This is a genomic window from Mycobacterium dioxanotrophicus, assembly GCF_002157835.1.
GTDB lineage: Bacteria > Actinomycetota > Actinomycetes > Mycobacteriales > Mycobacteriaceae > Mycobacterium > Mycobacterium dioxanotrophicus.
In genome coordinates this window covers 5,636,346-5,654,649 of record NZ_CP020809.1, presented here as the reverse complement: position 1 = coordinate 5,654,649, position 18,304 = coordinate 5,636,346, and the positions used below count along the sequence as shown (strand labels likewise).

The window sequence follows — 18,304 nt, the reverse complement described above, 5'->3', positions numbered from 1 at the left end:
GGAATTTCAGCGATGACGATTTCCACCCGCGCACTGCTGTCACCGGAAGAGCGGTCCCGGCTGGCGGCACTGCCCGAGCTCGGCGGCGGCAACCTGCTTGCGATGGCCATGGCCGTGCATCCCGACCCGCACATCCCGTTCATCCGCACGGGCCGACCGGTGATCAACACCGCAGGCGAGGAGCAGACGGAATTCACGCTCGCCCAGCTCGATGCGCTCGCCCAGAGCTGGTCGGTCTGGTACCGCGAGCAGGGCGTCGGCCCGCGTGACCGGGTGGCGCTCTACATGGCGGACACGTTCGCCTACACCATCCACCTCAACGCGCTGGCCCAGTTGGGCGCCATCGGAGTGCTCATCAACAGCAAGGCGTCGCCGGCGCTTGCGCTCGGCCTGTGCGAGCGCACCACACCGGTGGGGATCTACACCGACCGGACCCGGTTCGCCGCGATCGCCGACGGAATCGGATCGCTCGACGGCCTGCGTTGGGTGCAGTTCGCCGAGGACGTGCCCGCACCGCCGCCAGCGTCGCTGCCGGACGCCTGGCGCTTCAAGCACGCACCGGAGGACCCGGTGTCGATCATGCATTCGTCGGGCACGACGGGAATTCCGAAGGCGGTGACCCAGACTCACGCGTCCAGCGTCGCCGGTCCGCGCTACCGCCTGCTGAACTACACCGAGCCCGCTCAGGAGCGGATGATGACCGCCCAGCCGCAGTCGCATCTCGGCTGCATCGTCTACACCGCCTACTCCATTCTCGCCGGCACGCCGCTGGTGGCACTCTACGACCCGAGCGGTGCGGAACTGGCGGCGGCCGTGCGTCTGCACCAACCGAAGGGCGTCATGGCATTCGCCCATGCCTATGCCGAGTTGGCTGCGATCGAAACACCAAGCGGCACCGTCGATTCTGTCGACTACTGGGTCAACATGGGCGATGCCATCCACGAGGCCCACATCGGGGCGATCCTGGCCAAGCGCAGCCCGGAGCAGCAGCCGCCTACGTTCTACGACCGGTTCGGCACGACCGAGCTCGGCTGGGGTCTGGTGGTCCAGCCCCGGACGTTGCTGTCGGAACGCTCGGACCGGCGGGTCGGCAAGCCCGATCCCGGCCTCGAGGTCGCGGCGCTGCGGCCCGACGGCAGCACGGCGCCGGTCGGCGAGGTGGGATTCTTCGGGGCGAAGGGCCCGTCCATCACCGCCGGTTACTGGAACGACTCGGACACCACCTATCGCTCGAAGCTCGGCGGCTACTGGCTGACCGGTGACCTGGTGTACCAGGACGTGGACGGCAATTACTTCGTGGTCGACCGGACGAAGGACGCCATCGAGACCGCCGAGGGCACGGGCTATTCAGTGCTCATGGAAGAGATGCTGCTCAGTGAGATCAACTCGATCAGTGACTGCGCCGTCGTCGCCGGCCGCCACGGCGAGCAGATCGTTCCGGTTGCGGTGATCGTGACCGACGAGTCGCCGGCCGACGCCGCACGACTACTGGCCGAGGCCAACGAAGTACTGGAGAAGGCCGGCCATCCCCGCATCGCCGTGCTGGACGTCGCCCGCACCCCGGACGACTTCCCCGTGGGTGTGACGGGCAAGGTGCTCAAGCGCCAATTGCGGGATAGATACCGCGATCTGGCGAACAGCCCGCTGCACGAGAACCGGGCCGTGGCCGCGTTCGTGACCGACCGGCCCCACAACGCAGTCGCATGATGATCGGCACGTGGCTGTCGACCCTGGTGCCCGAGCCCGGCGCACGTCGGCGCCTGGGCTTGGGCACCGGGATCTACAACATCGGCACCGGCATGTTCATGACGTCGTCGGTCCTGTACTTCACCGAGGGACTGGGACTGTCGGTCACCGAGGTCGGCCTGTGGTTGGCCGTAGCCGGAATGATCGGCCTGTTCGCCGGTGTGCCGATGGGCCACCTGGCCGACCGCCGCGGTCCCCGCGGCGTCGCGGCCCTGAGCCTGGTCGTGCTCGCCGTGACGATGGTGGGCTACGTGTTCGTCACGCATATCTGGATGTTCGTCATCGTGACCGTCGTGGAGATGCTCGCGACCGCCGCGTCGAGAGCGTCGCGCGGCGGGCTGATCCGCCGCGTCGGAGGCGAAGGCGCGGCCGCCTACCGCTCCCAGCTGCGGGCGATCGAAAACGCCGGCGTCGGCATCGGTGCCGCCGTCGGCGGGGTGGCGCTGACGCTGCACAGCCTGGCCGCCTATCAGGTGCTGTTTCTCGCGAACGCCGCGACCTTTCTGATCGGTGCGTGGGTGTGCGCGACGCTCCCGTACTTCGCGCCGCTGCCTGCCCCGCCCGGTACCCGGCCAGGGGTGGCGCTGCGGGACAAACCGTTTATTGCCTACACGATCCTCAACGGAGTGATGAGTCTGCAGTACGCGGTCATCACCTTCGCGCTCCCGCTCTGGATCGCCACGCAGACGAGCGCCCCCCGCTGGATGGTCGGCGCCGTGTTGCTGGTCAACACGTTCGGCGTTGTGGCGCTGCAGGTCTGGGTCGGCCGCAAGGTCAACACCGTGCGCCAGGGCGGCGCCGCCATGCGCGTCGCCGGGGTGATCTTCCTGGTCGCCTGTGGGGGCGTGGCGGTGGCGGCCAACCTGCCGGCATGGGCTGCCGCCGCAGTTCTGCTGGTGGCGGTCGCTGTCCATTCGGTGGGCGAGATGTGCCATGCGGCAGCCGTTTTCGCGCTGAGTTTCGAGCTGGCGCCGGCCCACGCGCAGAGCGAATACGTGGGCCTGCAGGACATGGGTCTTGGCGCCGCGTTTGCGGTGGCGCCCGCGGTCCTGGGTGCCCTGTGCCTGGGCATTGGGCAGGTCGGCTGGCTGCTGCTCGGCGGCCTGCTCGCCGCGGCAGGTCTGGCGACCGTGCCCGTCGTCGGGTGGGCGATCCGCAGCCGGCCGTTCCCCCTTTCGACGGATCCGGTCCCGGTGCCCGACGCCGAGCCGCCCACCGTGGTGCTGGCCACCGCCCGGTTCGCGGTCCGGCCACCGGCCCGCCGCCAGGCACCGTCCCTGCCCGCCACGGGTCACGCCCGCACGCCGCTCGAATCCGTTGTTCTCGACGACAATTCGCGATTCACCCTGGACCGGGATTGTGTGGTCGGACGGTACCCGCACAGTTGCGACGCTGTTCGCAGGGGTCTGCGTCCGATCCGGATCGACGTGCGTGCCGACGGGATGTCGCGGGCCCATCTGGAGATCCGCAGGGTCGACGGCCGAGTGTTCATCATCGACCGCCAGTCGCGAAACGGTGTTTCCGTTCGACCGGCCGGGCAGACGCAATGGACCCGGATCGCCCCGTGGACGCCGATCGTGTGGCTGCCCGGGATGTCCGTGCGGATCGGCAGCCGGATCCTGCGGTTGGAAGGAACCGCTGCGGTGATCGCGGGCGCGCCGACACCCTCGAGCGCACCGACCGTACACATCAACCGCGCCACCAGAATTCCCGTCGCGGCCACCTCAGAAAGGACTGCACCATGACCGAGCATCAGCGCGCCGCCAGGCCCCGCGCCTTCATCCTGACCGGGTATCTGCCCGTGGTCTGCCGAGATCCCATCTACATCGACGACCTGCGCAGGCGAAACCTGAAGGTTCTGGTGATCACGCCGGCCATGTCACGCCCGTACGCGCAGGCGCACGGTGACGATCCTGCCCATCCGGTCTCCAAGATCGACGAGATCGCCTTCGTCGACGGGTCGGTGGCGAGTGAAGGGTCCTTCGTGCCCGGAGTCATCGAACACGCCGACCGCTGGCGCAACACCTACGACGTGATCGGCATCTATGCCGTGGGAGAGACATTGGTCGAGCCCACCGGCCTGATCGCCGACTACTTCGGCCTCCCGTTCCCGGGTTTGCGGGCGGCGCGGGCCTGCCGCAGCAAGTACCTGCAGCGCTGGTACCTGCCCGATCTCAGCCCGGTGTCCGTCCTGATCCCGCCGGGCACACGCGATTCCGCCGACCACGGGACCGTTGCGTTCCCCGCCGTGGTGAAGCCGGCCACGAGGCACTCGAGCGAGGGCGTTCAGAAGGTGCACGACCACACCGAACTCGCGGCGCAACTCGACGACTATCCGCCACACGAGACCATCCTCGTCGAGCAGATGATCACCGGCCAGGAGTACTCGGTCGAGAGCCTGACCCAGGACGGCAAGACCCTGTTCTCGTCGGTCACCCGCAAGGAGACAACGGATGTCGACTCGCGGTATTTCGTCGAGATGGCCCACACCGTGCCCGCCCCACAGGACGACGCATGGGACGCGGTGCAGCGCGCCAACATCGCGATGCTCGACCGGTTGGGTGTCGAGAACGGCATCACGCACGCCGAGTTCAGGATCGACGAGCAGGGGGAGGCCCGCCTCATGGAGGTCGCCGCCCGGACCCCCGGCGACGGCATCATGCTGCTGTACCGGCTGGCGACGGGCCGGCCGATGGAACCCGAAATCCTGCGGATCGCGCTCGGGGAGGCCGCCGACTATCCCTGTGCCCAGCGCTACGCCCGCCAGGTGTATGTCGGACACCGGCCCGGGACACTCGTCGATGTTCAGGTCGACTGGCCGGGGGTCGAGGCCCGTTGGGTCGACGACGGCAATCCCTGGCCCGAGATCCCCGCGCTGCGCGCCGATCACCCGCCTGCACTGCGCGCCGTCCTGGTCTACGAGGCCCGCGGCGCGCAGCTGCGCCCCATCCGCAGCTCCGACGACCGGGCCGTCACCTTCTTCATCGACGCCCCGACCATCGCCGAGCTGGACGAGATCGAGGAGCGCGTCCGCCGGGCCATCACGATCCAAACCACCCCACACTGAACTTCGCGACGAGAACGACGCCAGGGCTGTGAATCGACCAGATTCACAGCCCTGGTGTCTGTTTGGGGCAAACGCGACCGGGCGCATCCTTACCCCACGGGTAGAAAAACCTGTCCTCGCGACAGGAACAGTCTGGTAGCGCAGGCGATTACGCGACAACGTCCAGATCACGACCATTTGAGTATGACTAATCCAGACACATTGCTCGTGTTCGACGAGGCGGTCACCCGCGCCGGCGTCGAGGGGTGGATACAGCACCTGGAAGCTGCGGGCACGCCCACCGAGATGTATCGGCTCGGCGGCGCTCACGTGCTGTCGGTATCCGATCCGGACCTCATCGGTGCAGCAGGGCCCGGGCTTCCGGCGCCGACCCACCAGGTGCGCAGGAACAGCGATGTCTGGTTGGGGCGCAGAGAATTACGCCCCGGTGGGACAGAAGTGTCCTTCGGTCCGACCACGATCGGCAACGGATCCGTCGTGGTGATCGCCGGACCGTGTGCCGTCGAATCAGCGGAACAGACGTTGGCCACCGCGGCCGTCGTCGCGGGACACGGCGCGGTCGGTCTGCGGGGCGGTGTCTTCAAACCCCGGACCTCGCCGCATGCTTTCCAGGGCATGCAGTGGGAGGGCCTTGACCTGCTGGCCGAGGCCAGAGAGCAGACCGGTCTGCCGGTCGTGACCGAGGTGGTCGACCCGGAGCATGTGAAGCGGCTGGCCGCGGTGGTCGACGGGTTGCAGATCGGTGCCAGGAACATGCAGAACTTCGCCCTGCTGACCGCAGCGGGCCAGAGCGGTCTCCCGGTGGTGCTCAAGCGCGGCTTCGGCTGCACCATGGAGGAGACCCTGGCCGCGGCGGAATATCTGCTGCTGGAGGGTAACGACCAGGTTGTGCTGTGCGAGCGGGGAATTCGCACATTCGAGCCGTCGGCGCGCTTCACGCTGGATCTCACCGCGGTGGCGTTGTGGAAGCAGCGCACCCACCTGCCGGTCATGGTGGATCCCAGCCATTCCGGTGGACACCCGGACCTGGTGGAACCGCTGTCGCTGGCCGCGATCGCCGCCGGAGCCGACGCCCTGATCATCGATGTCCACGTCGCCCCGGAGCAGGCGTTGTGCGACGGCAAACAAGCGCTGCGCCCACAACAGTTCGCCGACCTGATGGGTCGGCTCGCTCCACTGGCGGCCGGCCTCGGCCGCCACATGAGCGGCGCATAGATCGGGGCACCACGTGTTCACTGAGCAGCTGCAGCTGGCGATCATCGGGCTCGGACCCCGCGGCCTGTCCGTGGCGGAACGCCTGTGCGCCAACGCCGAAGCGTTTTTGGCGCCCGGGCAGGAACTCGTCGTCCACCTGATCGACCCGCATGTGTTCGACGGCGGCCAGGTGTGGCGCAGCACGCAGGACCGGGTGCTGTTGATGAACACGGTCGCCTGCCAAGTGACCATGTTCGTCGACGACACCGTCGACTGCGAAGGCCCGGTGGTCAGCGGGCCGAGCCTCTACGAGTGGGCCCGGTCGATCGCCTTGGTCGGCAGCCCGAACGTTGCGGAAGCTGTTCGGGCCGAGGCCCTTACGCTCGGCCCGGACGACTACCCGTCGCGGGCGTTCTACGGAAGCTACCTGCAATGGGTGCGAGACCGCATCATCTGGACGGCGCCGCAGACCGTGAGCTTCACGTCGCACCAGGCGAGCGCGGTCGACGTTCGTGACACGGATGGCGTGCAGGAAGTCGTATTGAGCACCGGAGAGACGATCGGCGAGCTGCAGTCGGTGGTGCTGGCACTCGGGCACATGCCGCATCAACTCGGTGAATCCGAAACAGCCCTCAGTCAGTTCGCGGACCGGCACGACCTGCGGTACATCGCGCCCAGCAACCCGGCCGACGTCGCACTGACTGCCGTACCCGCGGGCGAGGCGGTCATCTTGCGCGGCCTGGGCCTCAATTTCTTCGACTACATGGCGCTTTTCACGATCGGCCGGGGCGGCACATTCGTGCGCGAGTCCGACGAGACCTTGAGTTACCTACCCTCCGGCCAGGAACCCCGCCTCATTGTGGGATCTCGGCGCGGAGTGCCGTTCCACGCCCGCGGCAAGAACCAGAAGGGCTCGTCCGGCCGTCACAGTCCCCGGTACGTGACCGCCGACGTGATCGAGCGGCTGCGGGCCGGCGCCGATGCCGGAGCGCCCGCGGACTTCCGTCGGGACATCTGGCCGCTGATCGACCGCGAAGTCCGCACGGTCTACTACGCGGCCCTCGTGCGGGAGCGTCGATGCGCGTGTGATGCCGAGGAATTCACAGCCCTGTTCGCGGCGGCGGAGCCGGCGGAGCAATCCGGATTCGGCGACCCTCTGGACATCGTGGAGAGTGAGGCTCAACGTACCGTTCTCGCCAAGTTTGACATCGAACCCGAAAGTGCTTGGGACTGGCGGAATATCGCGTCACCGTACACCGCCGACGACATCTCGTCGACGTATCGGTTCCGCAGCTGGCTGCGGTCGTATCTGGACATCGAAGTCAGGGAGGCCGGCAAGGGCAACGTGACGGGTCCACGCAAGGCCGCCTTGGACGTCCTGCGCGATCTGCGCAACGAGATCCGGTTGCTCGTCGACCACGGTGGCCTGTCCGGCGACTCCTACCGGGACGAACTGCAGCGCTGGTACATGCCGTTGAACGCGTTCCTGTCGATCGGGCCGCCCGCCGAACGCATCGAGCAGTTCGCTGCTCTGATGGATGCCGGCGTGCTGGAGGTGGTCGGGCCGGATCTGCGGGTGGACTGCTCGGATGGGCGCTTCGTCGCATATTCCGGAGCCTGCCCGGACCTCGCCGTGGCAGCCGCGACGCTGATCGAGGCGCGCCTACCGGAAACCGACCTGCGCCGCACGACCGACCCACTGCTGCGGACACTGCTCGAACGTGGCGAGTGCCAGCCGTACCGCATGCCGATCCGCGGCGGTGGGCACTGGGTCGCCGGCGGTGTCGCCGTCACCCGCCGCCCCTACCGGCTGCTCGATGCCGCGGATCGCCCGCACCCGCGGCGTTTCGCATTCGGCGTGCCGACCGAGTCGGTGCACTGGGTGACCGCGGCGGGCATCCGTCCCGGCGTCGACTCCGTGATCCTCGGCGATGCGGACGCCATCGCCCGGGCCGGCCTGCGCGCCGCGACGGAGCACGTCATGGAGAGATCAGCATGACGGACCACGGCATTCTGGCGCCCGCATGGGCGGCGACGGGAGCGGCCGACCTGGTCGACGACAACGCGTTGCTCAGAGCCATGCTCGCAACCGAAGTCGCGCTGGCCGAGGCGCAGGCCGAACTAGGCGTGATTCCCGCGGGCGCGGCGGTGGCCATCAGAGCCGCCGCCGTGCCCGCATCCATCGACCTCGCGGCGCTGGCTGCCGGTGTGCGCGAGACGGCGAACCCGGTTGTGGCGTTCGTCGAGCAGCTCACCGCGGCGGTCCGGTCCGTCGACGCGTCGGCCGCCGAATACGTGCACCGCGGCAGCACCAGCCAGGACATCCTCGACACGGCGCTGGCCCTGCTGTGCGCGACGACGCTGGACCGCATCGCCGACGACCTGCTGGCATGCGCGCACAGCCTGGCCGGGCACGCCGAGCGGCATCGGGACACACCGATGGCGGGGCGCACGCTGACCCAGCACGCCGTGCCGGTCACCTTCGGGCTGAAAGCGGCCACCTGGCTGCATCTGGTGCTCGACGCCGTAGCGCGGGTGCGGCAGGCGCGTGCGGCGCTGCCGGTGTCGATGGGCGGGGCGGCGGGAACGCTTGCGGCGTATCACCAGTACGCGCTGGACATGACCTGGGCGAGCGAAGCGACGGGAAATGGAAGTGACCCGGTGAGTGCGACGCTGCGGCTACCCGCATTGGTGGCCGGCCGGCTCGGGCTGGCCGAGCCGATCCTGCCCTGGCACGGAATCCGCACCCCGCTGGCCGATGTCGCCGCGAGCCTGATGGTCACCACGGGCGCGGTCGGCAAGCTCGCCGCCGACGTCCTGGTGCTCAGCCGGACCGAGATCGGCGAGGTCACCGAGGACCGGGTGCCGGGCCAGGGGGCGTCCTCGGCCATGCCGCAGAAGCACAACCCCGTCTTCGCGACGCTTGTCGCGACCGCCGCGCGGCAGCTCCCCCCGATCGCCGTCGTGCTGTTCGGTTCCATGGCCGTGGAGGACGAGCGCTCCTCGGGCGGGTGGCATGCCGAATGGCAACCGCTGCGGGAGTGTCTACGCATCGGGGCCGGTGCGGCCATCAACGCCGCACGCCTCGCGGAGACGCTTCAGGTCTCACCCGAGGCGATGACCGCGAACCTGCGGCTGACCCGCGGTGCCATCGTCACCGAGCGCGTCAACGCGGTGCTGGCGCCCTTGCTCGGCAAAGGCAACGCCAAGCGCCTGCTGGCCGAGGTCACCGCGGCGGCCGAGCGGGACGGTGCCGACGTCGCCGACCTGCTTGCCATCGCCCTGGAGCGAGAAGGCGTGGTGTGCCCCGATGTCCCGGGGCTGTTCGACCCGTGCGGGTACACCGGGATTTCCGGTCCGCTGGTCGACCGGGCACTCGCGCATGGGGCATCGTTTCTGAAGGAGAGTTCGCATGAATGATGCTGCTGTACAGCCACTCTCGGCCAGGCGGCGCGAAGAAGTGCTCGCGACGCCCGGCTTCGGTGACGTCTTCTCTGATCACATGGTGACGATGCGGTGGTCCGCCGAGATGGGTTGGCACGACGCCAAAGTCGGTCCGCTCGACGCGATGTCGCTGCACCCGGCCACCATGGCATTGCACTACGGCCAGACGATTTTCGAGGGCATGAAGGCGTTCTGGCGCGCGAACGGTCAGCGGGCCCTCTTCCGGCCCACCGACCACGCCCGCCGGTTCAACAGGTCGGCGCGCCGGCTGACCATGCCCACGCTGCCCGAGCAGCACTTCGTCGCGGCGCTGGAGGCGCTTCTGCGTGTCGACGGCGACTGGGTGCCACGCCCTCGCGGGCACAGCTTGTACTTGCGGCCGTTCATGATCGCGGCGGAGACGGGCCTGGGCCTGCGGCCTGCCGAGGAGTACTTGTTCGCCGTGATCGGCACGCCGGCGCGGCCAGCGTCCGTGGAGCCGAATCCGATGCGGTTGTGGGCAGCACCCGAGTACATCCGTGCCGCGCCGGGCGGAACCGGTGCGGCCAAGTGCGGCGGCAACTACGGCGGCGCCTTCGTCGCCCAGCGACAGGCCGCGGCCAATGACTGCGACGAGGTCGTGTGGCTGGACGCCCGCGAGCGTCGCTTCATCGAGGAAGCGGGCGGCTGCAACCTGTTCTTCGTCGAGTCGACTGCTGACGGGCCGCGCCTGAACACGCCTCCGTTGAGCGGAACCCTGCTGGCGGGTATCACCCGAGACTCGATCCTGCGGTTGGCGCGATCGCTCGGCCTCCCGGTGGTTCAGCAGCCGGTCACGCTCGACGAGTGGGAGCAAGGCTGCCGGGACGGGCGTATCGCCGAGACGTTCGCGTGTGGCACCGCGCGCTCGATCGTCCCGGTCGGGCATGTGGTTGGCGCTCATCGGGACTGGCCGGTGGGAGACGGTGTCGCGGGTCCCGTCACGTCGCGCCTGCGTGCGGCAATGCTCGACATCCACCATGGCCGCGCTTCGGACGAATTCGGCTGGATGCGACTCGTCGAGACCGACGGCCAATAAGCTGTCGACATGCCTTCCCACCTGGAAATCTGGCGACCATCAGGACGGGAGCTGATCTCACTGGGCGGCGAACGGGTGACCGTCGGCAAGTCCTCGACCAATCTCGTGTCGCTCGATCACGACTCGACCGTCTCGCGAGTGCACGCCGTCTTGGAAAATCTCGGGTTTGCCTGGTCGATACGCGACGTGGGCAGTCGTAACGGCACGTACCTCAACGGAGAGAAGATCTCTGCCGAACGGGTCCTGCGTTCGGGAGACGAATTGCGGATTGGCAAGTCACGGTTGGTCTTCTGGCAGGTGAAGGAAGCCGACCAGACGACGACTGCCGAAGAAACGGTTTCTGTCGCCCCAACCCAGCCTCCTCCGCACCTCACCCGGCGCGAACTCGAGGTTCTGGTCGTCCTGTGTCGCCCGCTGGTGTCCGGCGACCCGTTTCCCGAGGCGGTATCGGTTCGTCAGATGGCCCAGGAACTCTTCGTCACCGAGGCCGCCATCAAACAGCATCTGCAGAACCTGTACGACAAATTTGGCATAGCCCCCGAGGGGGAGCGCCGAGTTCGTCTGGCCAACGAGGCCATCCGGCGTGGAGCGGTGACCCTCGCCATGCTGCGTGACAGCGGTACCGACCAGACGTGAGTCGCCGGCGACCGGAAAACGTCTGTGCCGCAAGTTGATTCGATGAGAGCGCGCCGCGGTGTCAGGTGAAGTCCAGCGCCTCGACCGTGGCGACCGGGCCTTCGTGCGTCGGCCGATTCGCACCGCCGATGGCGTACACGGTGTTGTCGACGGTGGCGACCACCTCACCGTGCCGTGCCGTCGGCATCGGGGGCAGTGAGATCCACTTGGCCTCGGCGATGTCGTACATCTCTGCCGTGGCCAGTACTCGCGTGGGTTCCTCGCCGCCCAGGGCGACGATCCGGCCATCGATGAGCGTGGCGCCGTAGCTGCCGCGCGGAGTCGGCATGTCGACCAGCTTCGTCCATTCCCCGGATTGCGGATCGAACCGCTCGAACGCCGCGGAGTTCTTGTCGGCGGACAGGAATCGTCCACCCACCGTGTACACATAGGTTCCGTCCGACACGGCGGCCAGGTGTTCGCGGGGGGTCGGCAAGTTCGCCGCGTCCTTCCACGACTGACCGTCGAACACCTCGGTCTGGGCGACCAGTTGCTTCTCGTTCTGTCCGCCGACGACCACGAGCTTGTCACCGACGACCGCTGCGGCGGCGGCTGCGCGGGCGTGCGTGAGGCTGGGTAGCTCCACCCAGTTACCGCCGCGCAATGCGTACACCTTGTTCGACGCGTTCGCGAGTTCGTCGCTGGCGCCCCCGATGACCACCATCTCGCCGCGGTACGTGGTCGCGGTCGCGTGGTGCAACGGGACCGGCAGCGGTGGCTGGGCCTGCCATGCTCCGGTCTGCGGGTCGTAACTCTGCACTATCGAGAGCGTATTTCCGTGGCTCATGCCACCGGCGATCCAGATCTTGTCGTCGAGCACGGTCCACGCCATCATCAGCCTCGGCGTGGGTGCGTCGGGCAGCGACCGCCAGGCAGATACGGGTTGCAGCTTGCGGGGAGCAAGTTTCAGCGCCTCCGCCGTCGACGTCACCTCGGCCCCGCCGGAACCGGTCGCCCCGCCGATCGCGTACACCGATTTCTCGACCGCGGCGACGGCCATGCCGTGCCTCGGGGTGCTCATATCCGGCAAGCCGGCCCAGGTCTTCGCGGCCAGGTCCATCACCGAAACAGTCTTGAGGGCCTGCCCGGCCGACAGGCCACCGACAGCTACGAGACGTGCATCGGCGATGGCCACGCCGAGGTCGCTGCGCGGCTCGGGGAGCGCAGGCAAGGAGGTCCAGGCGTCCGCGGCCGGGTCGTATGCCTCGACCGTGGGTAGGTCGACGGTCCCGTCGGATCCGCCGACGGCATATACCAGCTTGTCGTCCGCCGCGGCGTCGAGCAGCTCTCGCGGCGTTGGGATTCCGGCGCCGAGCTTCCACGACGTGCCGTCGAAAATTTCGGTGGTGCTCAGCAGTTTGCCGTTGGCGCCGACACCGCCGGTGACAACGATGCGGTCCCCGACCACAGCCGCTGCGCCCGCCGCGCGGGGTTGCAGCAGAGGCGGCAGTTCCACCCAGCGGCTGTTGACGACTCGCCAGACCCGGTCGGTCGCGATCTCGCTGTTGGTGCCTTCGGTCCGCCAGCCGCCGAGCACGACGGGGGTTCCCTGCCACGTCACCGACATCGCACGCTGAACCGGAACGGGGAGATCGTCACCGCCCTTCCAGCTGTCGATGGCAGGGTCGTAGCCCTCGTGCCGTCCGCTGACGCGCCCGTCGCTGCCGAGCCCCCCGAAAATCCAGATGGTCCCGTCGGCCTGCGTCGTCGCCGTCGCCTCGCGCGCAACGCGCGCATTCGTGATCGGTTTCCAGCCGGCCTGGGTCTCAGTCGTCGGCGGGCTCGCGCTTTGGGGGCTGCTCGTGCCTCCCGCAGTGGCACCGCCGTTGCCGTTATCGCGCGACGTAATGAAATAGATACCGCTTGCCACCAATACGAGCACCACGAGCACTGCCGCCGCGACCCACAGCAGGGGTTTGAGATTCCGCTTCGTCGGTCTGACTTTCGTCGTCCCGTCGGGATCCGGCGCCGCCCCTCGCGGACTCGGCGGGACCGGGCCGGGCGGGACCGGTCCAGGCGGAATCGGCCCGGGCGGGCTGGGCGGAATCGGCCGAGGGGGAATTGCCGAAATCGGCCCCGGCGAGATCGGCCCGGTCGAGCCAGGCAGGTTCGAAACCGGCGTAGGCGGCGTCGGCCCCGGAAAGCCGTCCGGTGTGAGCGAAGCCGGTTCAGACAGATCGGTCTCACCGAATGTCGCGAATTGCATTGCTGCCGTGGCTGGTGTCTGCTCCGGCTCACCGTTGGTCTCACTGAGCACCATCGAATCCGCCATCAACCCGTTGTGCCGCTGTGCCAACTGCATTTCGCGGCCGAAATCCGCCGCCGACGCGTGTCGTTGCGTCGGGTCCAACGACATCGACTTCTCGATGGCGGCACACACGTCGGCCGGGATTCCCTGCGGACGCATGTCCGGCACGGGCGTCGAACTGATCCGCAGATAATGCGCGATGAGGTCCTCGTCGCCCTTGCGTTCATGCGCGGCGGTCCCGGCGATCAAGGCGTAGATCGTGGCGCCGAGGGAGTACACGTCGGATACGGCCGTCGGCGGACTTCCCGCCAGTACCTCGGGTGCGGTGAAGGCAATGGTGCCGGTGAAAAAGCCCGTCGCGGTTTCGTACCCACCGACGATTCGGGCGATCCCGAAATCGCTCAACTGCGGTTCGCCGTAATCGTTGACGAGCACGTTCCCGGGCTTGATGTCGCGGTGCAAGGTGCCTGCCCGGTGTGCGGTTTCCAGCGCCCCGCACAACTTCACTGCGATACGCAACGCGTCGGGCCACGCGATCCGGCCGACCCGGTGCAGTCGCTGCGCCAGGGAACCCGCCTGGTGGTACGGCATCACGATGTAGGGCCGGTTACTTTCGGTCACGCCGACCTGCAGGATGTTCTCGATGTTCGGGTGGCCGGAGAGCTTCCCCATGGCCAACCCTTCACGCAGAAAGCGTTCCCGGTTGTCTTGGTCGATATCAGACAGCAGGACCTTGATGGCGACGCTTCGCGCGAGTGAGGTCTGGTGGCAGCGATAGACCACCCCCGCGCCGCCCCGACCGACTTCGACGGCATCCAGGAACCCGGCGGCCATCAACTCATCAGCGATCCCGCCCGTGGGCTTGGTACCGTCCGCACGTTCTCCGGCCATATCGCCGATGGTCCTCCCATCTGAGTCCGCTGATTCGTGATCGTCAAAAGTAGGGAGCACAGACTCACCGACGTCGGATTTGCGTTCGCCCGGCGCCGGAAAGCCGGCAGTTACATTCTGAACTCGGGCGAAGTCACAGCTTCACGTTTTGCGCCGGATAGTGGATCAGCGCGTTGCTGCCGCGCGCGGCAGGGTGCCGATGACCGCGATCTTCGACGGATTGGACGGCTTGATGCCCCCACCGGAACTCGCAGGCGCAGTGGTCACCACGATGGATCCCCCGCGGCAGCTCACGATCTTGCCGTCGACGAAAACATCCTGGCCCTCGTCGATCGGGATGTCGTAACCGTCTTGGTCGGTGTAGTGGCAACCGCCGCCCTCGTTGTTGTTGACCGGAAGTGCGTGGGCGGTTGCCGGGGCCAACGCGACAACGGCCAGGGCGCCGACGAGCGTCGCTGCGTACTTGAAGCTGGTCAGTTTGCGGTGGGAGTTGGTCATTGTGGGCATTTCCTCTCTTGGGCTGGTGAGAAGAAATGCTGCCGAAAAAGCCTGGCCACGGTAATCGCCCGGAAGCCATAGTTCTCTTGCTAGGGGGAAGGTTTAGCTGTCCTCCGGGTAAGTACCCGCCACCTAGTTGGCGAAGGGGTTGCGCCCTTCGCCGGTGTTGAGCAGCAGTGGGTTGTTCACGCCGAGGATGTAGCTGCTGCCGGGGGTGAGGGCGAATCCCGCTCCGTCGTAGGAGTTGCTGCACATCGTCACCGTGCCGTCGGTCCCGCACGTCACATTGCGGAAGCTGATGCGCGATCCGGGTAGCAGTCGGTTGGGCAGCCCGTCGAAGCCGAACAGCGGCCGGTTGTCGTTGAGGAATGCGGGCGGACCCTGTTGTCCACCCGTGACGGCGTTCGCGCCGTCCGGAGCTGCAGGCAGCGGGCCGGTGCAGCCGTAGTTGCCTGACCTGCGGCTGATGGCGCATGCGATATCGCCCGGCACCGCGAACGCGTAGTACTCGCCGTTCTGCATCGCGAAGTCAGACGGCTTCACCGACGTGAGCGCGTTGAGGTTCAGCGGTGGCGGGGGCGGAGGTGGCGGCGGGTCGGCCGCGGCCACGCCGGGGAAGCCGACGCCGGTGCCGACCGCCGCGCTCACCAGTGCCATCAGCATTCTCCTGCGCATCACGACACCTTAAGGCGTCCCATCCGGACACGCGGTACTACCTGGCGGATTGGCCCCGCTGACCGCGCCAATGAGTACGTTCCTATTCAACCGCTGTGAGGAGTTGACATGACCGACCGTCTCATCGCCGGAGTCATCGGGTTCGGCGTCGCAGGCGAGTTCTTTCACTCGCGCTTTCTTGCCACCAATCCGAACTACGAGCTGCGCGGCGTCGTCACCACCGACGCGGCCCGGGCGGAGCGGGCTCGTGCCCTCGCTCCGACGGTCGAGGTCTTCGCATCGGCGGCCGAGATGCTGCAGTCGGGCCAGTTCGACCTCGTCGTTGTCGCATCCCCTCCCGCACTGCACGTCGAGCACGCCACGGCGGCATTGGAACGCGGCGCCGCGGTCGTGGTGGACAAGCCTTTCGCGCCGACCGTCGCCGACGCCAACCGCATCGTCGAGGCTGCCGTCGCCCACGACCGTCCACTGGTCGTCTATCAGAACCGTCGGTGGGACAGGGATTTTCGGACCATTCAACGCATGTTGGCCGACGGTGCACTGGGCACTCCGCACACCTTCGAATCCCGCTTCGAATGGTGGAAACCCGAGCTGGGGCAGACCTGGAAGTCCACGACGACGGTCGACGCCGGGGGCGGCGTCCTGCTCGATCTCGGGCCGCATCTGGTGGACCAGGCGGTGCAACTGCTCGGGCCGGTCCGCACTGTCGCACATGCCCGGCTGCGCATACTGCGCGACGGTGCTGCCGCCGACGACGACGCCTTCCTCGAGCTGGAACACGAATCCGCAGTGGTGAGCCGCCTGAGCATGGGATCGCTGGTGGGTGCGATGGGCCCGCGGTTCCGGCTGTCGGGAACCAAAGGAACCGTGGTCGTTGAAGGCCTCGATCAGCAGGAACGTGCGCTGCGGGTCGACGGCGCCATGCCCTCGGACCCGGGCTTCGACCGCGACACCCGCGTCGCGCACGTCGGCGCAGGCGATGAACGCTCCACTGTCGCGTTGGATCCCGGCAGCTACCAAGACTTCTACGACGCCGTGGCGGCAGCGATCCGCGGTGAAGGACCCGTGCCGGTCGATCCGCGCGATGCCGTGCGCACCATGGAGATCCTGGAAGAAGCGCGGCGGCTGGCGTAAGCGACAGGCGATCCCGTGGGTTGCCGAATGGCCAGTTACTGCACGATATTTCGAAAAATGCGTGTGATAACTGGCCACTCGGCATGAGTTGGCTACCCCTCGTCAGCGGGCGGCGCCGCTTCGACCAACGCCGCGATGAGGCGGGCCAGCATGGTTTCGTCGATCGTTCCTGGTTGGAGCACTTCCTCCATGGCGACGCCCGTCGACATCGTGACGACCAGTTGGGCCAGCGCCAGCAGGTTCTGCCGTGGCAATGCGGTGGTGACATTGCTGACGACATGCAGGGCCTGCTCGACGGCGGCGCGGCGACGCGCGATCAGACGGTCGCGCAGTTGCGGATCGCGCACGGCCCGTAGCCAGTATTCGGTGAGAACGAGATAGAACTCGTTCTGATCGTGGATCGACTCCAGCATGGATCGGCTCAACGCCTGCGCTGTGGCGGCCGGGTCGCCGCCACTGTTGTCGAAGGCGGTCGCGATCAGTTCACCCCGAGTCTCGAACTGGCGGTCCAGCAAGGCCAGGAACAGCTCGTCCTTGGATTCGAAGTTCGAGTACACCGCACCTTTGGTGAATCCCGCCGCCTGACCGATCGCATCGATGGTCGCGCCGGCGAACCCCTCCGCGGCGAACACGGCCAGGGCGGCGTCGAGAATCCGGTCACGCACCTCGCCACGGGTGGGCCTGGTGCGGGCGGGTTTGACAGACGGCATACCCAGCAGCATACTCGCGAGTATCGAATGGATACCAGCGGGTATCGAAATGTCGGGGATGGCAGACTTTGATCCGGCGGTTCGGTGGGGAGCAGCAATGGCATCCCGCGCAGAATCGACCGGTGACGGCAACGGGCAACGGAAAGAGCAACCGCATGCACGCAGAGGACGAACCGGGCGAGGCCGAGTTGCAGCCCGCCGACGGCCCAGCCGAACCGGCGGACGAATCGGATACCGCCGAGTCAGAGACTGACGACGCAGATGAGGCCGTCGACGAGGCGACAGGAACCGACGAGCCGGATGACGAACCGGACGACGAACCGCTGATCGTCGCGATCGGTCTCGGCGTGGACGGCGAGCACGAGCCGCTGTTCTCGGATGTCGATCTCGAGCTGACGCGGGGCCTTCACGCCATCCAGATGCCCGGCGGCTGGGGCCAGACAGCGTTGCTGCTGACGTTGGCCGGCCGGCTCAAGCCGACGCACGGCGCGGTGACCGTATGCGGCGACACGCAGCCGCGGGCCATTCGCAAACACTGCTCGATCGCGGCGTTCGACGACATCGACGATCTGCCGGACTCCGTGAGCGTGCAGACGGTTCTCGCCGAGCAGCGGCGGTGGCTCGCGCCGTGGTATTCGCAGGTGTCCGACCAGGCCGGCGCGGCCGAACTGGCGCTGGTGTTCGGCGACGTGCCGACCCCGTCGCCGAAGGCCTTCATCAGCGACCTGTCCGACCTGGAGCTGTTCCTGCTGCGCGTCACCCTCTCGCTGTTCTCCAACCGGCCGATCCTGGTGGTCGGCGATCTCGAGCAGGTCCGCGACAACACCAGGCGGGCGACGGCCGTCGAACGTCTCGCCGCCATCGCGACCCAACGCACCGTCGTGGTCGGCGTCACCAACCCGCTCGGCCCCGACGCCCCCGCCCATGCCCTACACGATCACCGCATCCTGACCGGGAAGGACTGA

General features: G+C 67.7%; 14 protein-coding genes. 10 read left to right on the top strand and 4 right to left on the bottom strand.

The window, feature by feature from the left end; genetic code table 11:
- Positions 1-12 precede the first annotated feature (12 nt).
- The 8 genes from BTO20_RS27505 to BTO20_RS27470 all read left to right on the top strand — a co-directional run bounded on the left by BTO20_RS27505 (position 13) and on the right by BTO20_RS27470 (position 11,144).
- Positions 13-1,707 carry a class I adenylate-forming enzyme family protein gene (locus BTO20_RS27505; RefSeq protein ID WP_087079135.1) on the top strand — a complete coding sequence of 565 codons (1,695 nt, stop codon included), beginning with the start codon at positions 13-15 and terminating at the stop codon, positions 1,705-1,707.
- On the top strand, positions 1,704-3,491 hold the full coding sequence (locus BTO20_RS27500) for an MFS transporter (protein ID WP_087079134.1): 1,788 nt from the start codon (positions 1,704-1,706) through the stop codon (positions 3,489-3,491). The genes BTO20_RS27505 and BTO20_RS27500 overlap by 4 nt, the downstream gene beginning before the upstream one ends.
- A complete protein-coding gene (locus BTO20_RS27495; RefSeq protein WP_087079133.1) occupies positions 3,488-4,813 on the top strand; it encodes an ATP-grasp domain-containing protein in 1,326 nt (441 codons plus the stop codon). The genes BTO20_RS27500 and BTO20_RS27495 overlap by 4 nt, the downstream gene beginning before the upstream one ends.
- A 183-nt stretch (positions 4,814-4,996) precedes the next feature.
- The gene (gene aroF, locus BTO20_RS27490) at positions 4,997-6,028 is read left to right on the top strand and encodes a 3-deoxy-7-phosphoheptulonate synthase (RefSeq protein WP_087079132.1); all 1,032 of its coding nucleotides are present in this window, start codon (positions 4,997-4,999) and stop codon (positions 6,026-6,028) included.
- Between the two features lie 13 nt (positions 6,029-6,041).
- Entirely contained in the window at positions 6,042-8,006 is a 1,965-nt protein-coding gene (locus tag BTO20_RS27485; protein WP_087079131.1) for an FAD/NAD(P)-binding protein, read from the top strand.
- Positions 8,003-9,427, top strand: coding sequence for a lyase family protein (locus BTO20_RS27480; protein ID WP_087079130.1), 1,425 nt, complete (start codon positions 8,003-8,005; stop codon positions 9,425-9,427). Before BTO20_RS27485 ends, BTO20_RS27480 begins: the two co-directional genes overlap by 4 nt.
- Positions 9,420-10,508 (top strand): branched-chain amino acid aminotransferase, encoded by a 1,089-nt coding sequence (locus BTO20_RS27475; RefSeq protein WP_087079129.1) that lies wholly within the window; start codon positions 9,420-9,422, stop codon positions 10,506-10,508. Before BTO20_RS27480 ends, BTO20_RS27475 begins: the two co-directional genes overlap by 8 nt.
- Positions 10,509-10,517: 9 nt before the next feature.
- Positions 10,518-11,144: an FHA domain-containing protein gene (locus BTO20_RS27470; RefSeq protein ID WP_087079128.1), complete on the top strand. Its 627-nt coding sequence runs from the start codon at positions 10,518-10,520 to the stop codon at positions 11,142-11,144.
- 61 nt (positions 11,145-11,205) lie between these two features.
- Here BTO20_RS27470 and BTO20_RS27465 read toward each other — a convergent pair whose 3' ends face one another.
- The 3 genes from BTO20_RS27465 to BTO20_RS27455 form a co-directional block, all read right to left on the bottom strand.
- Positions 11,206-14,322 (bottom strand): serine/threonine-protein kinase, encoded by a 3,117-nt coding sequence (locus BTO20_RS27465; RefSeq protein ID WP_087079127.1) that lies wholly within the window; start codon positions 14,320-14,322, stop codon positions 11,206-11,208.
- A gap of 165 nt (positions 14,323-14,487) precedes the next feature.
- Positions 14,488-14,820, bottom strand: a complete 333-nt coding sequence (locus BTO20_RS27460) for a hypothetical protein (protein WP_087082779.1) — start codon at positions 14,818-14,820, stop codon at positions 14,488-14,490.
- A 132-nt stretch (positions 14,821-14,952) separates the two neighbouring features.
- Entirely contained in the window at positions 14,953-15,477 is a 525-nt protein-coding gene (locus tag BTO20_RS27455) for a hypothetical protein (protein ID WP_232490872.1), read from the bottom strand.
- A gap of 126 nt (positions 15,478-15,603) precedes the next feature.
- On the opposite strand from BTO20_RS27455, the gene BTO20_RS27450 reads away from it, so the two are divergent.
- Entirely contained in the window at positions 15,604-16,629 is a 1,026-nt protein-coding gene (locus tag BTO20_RS27450; RefSeq protein ID WP_087079125.1) for a Gfo/Idh/MocA family oxidoreductase, read from the top strand.
- 92 nt (positions 16,630-16,721) lie between these two features.
- On the opposite strand, the gene BTO20_RS27445 is transcribed toward BTO20_RS27450, so the two are convergent.
- Positions 16,722-17,351 carry a TetR/AcrR family transcriptional regulator gene (locus BTO20_RS27445; protein WP_087079124.1) on the bottom strand — a complete coding sequence of 210 codons (630 nt, stop codon included), beginning with the start codon at positions 17,349-17,351 and terminating at the stop codon, positions 16,722-16,724.
- Positions 17,352-17,461: 110 nt separating this feature from the next.
- On the opposite strand from BTO20_RS27445, the gene BTO20_RS27440 reads away from it, so the two are divergent.
- Positions 17,462-18,304 carry a P-loop NTPase family protein gene (locus BTO20_RS27440; RefSeq protein WP_332460233.1) on the top strand — a complete coding sequence of 281 codons (843 nt, stop codon included), beginning with the start codon at positions 17,462-17,464 and terminating at the stop codon, positions 18,302-18,304.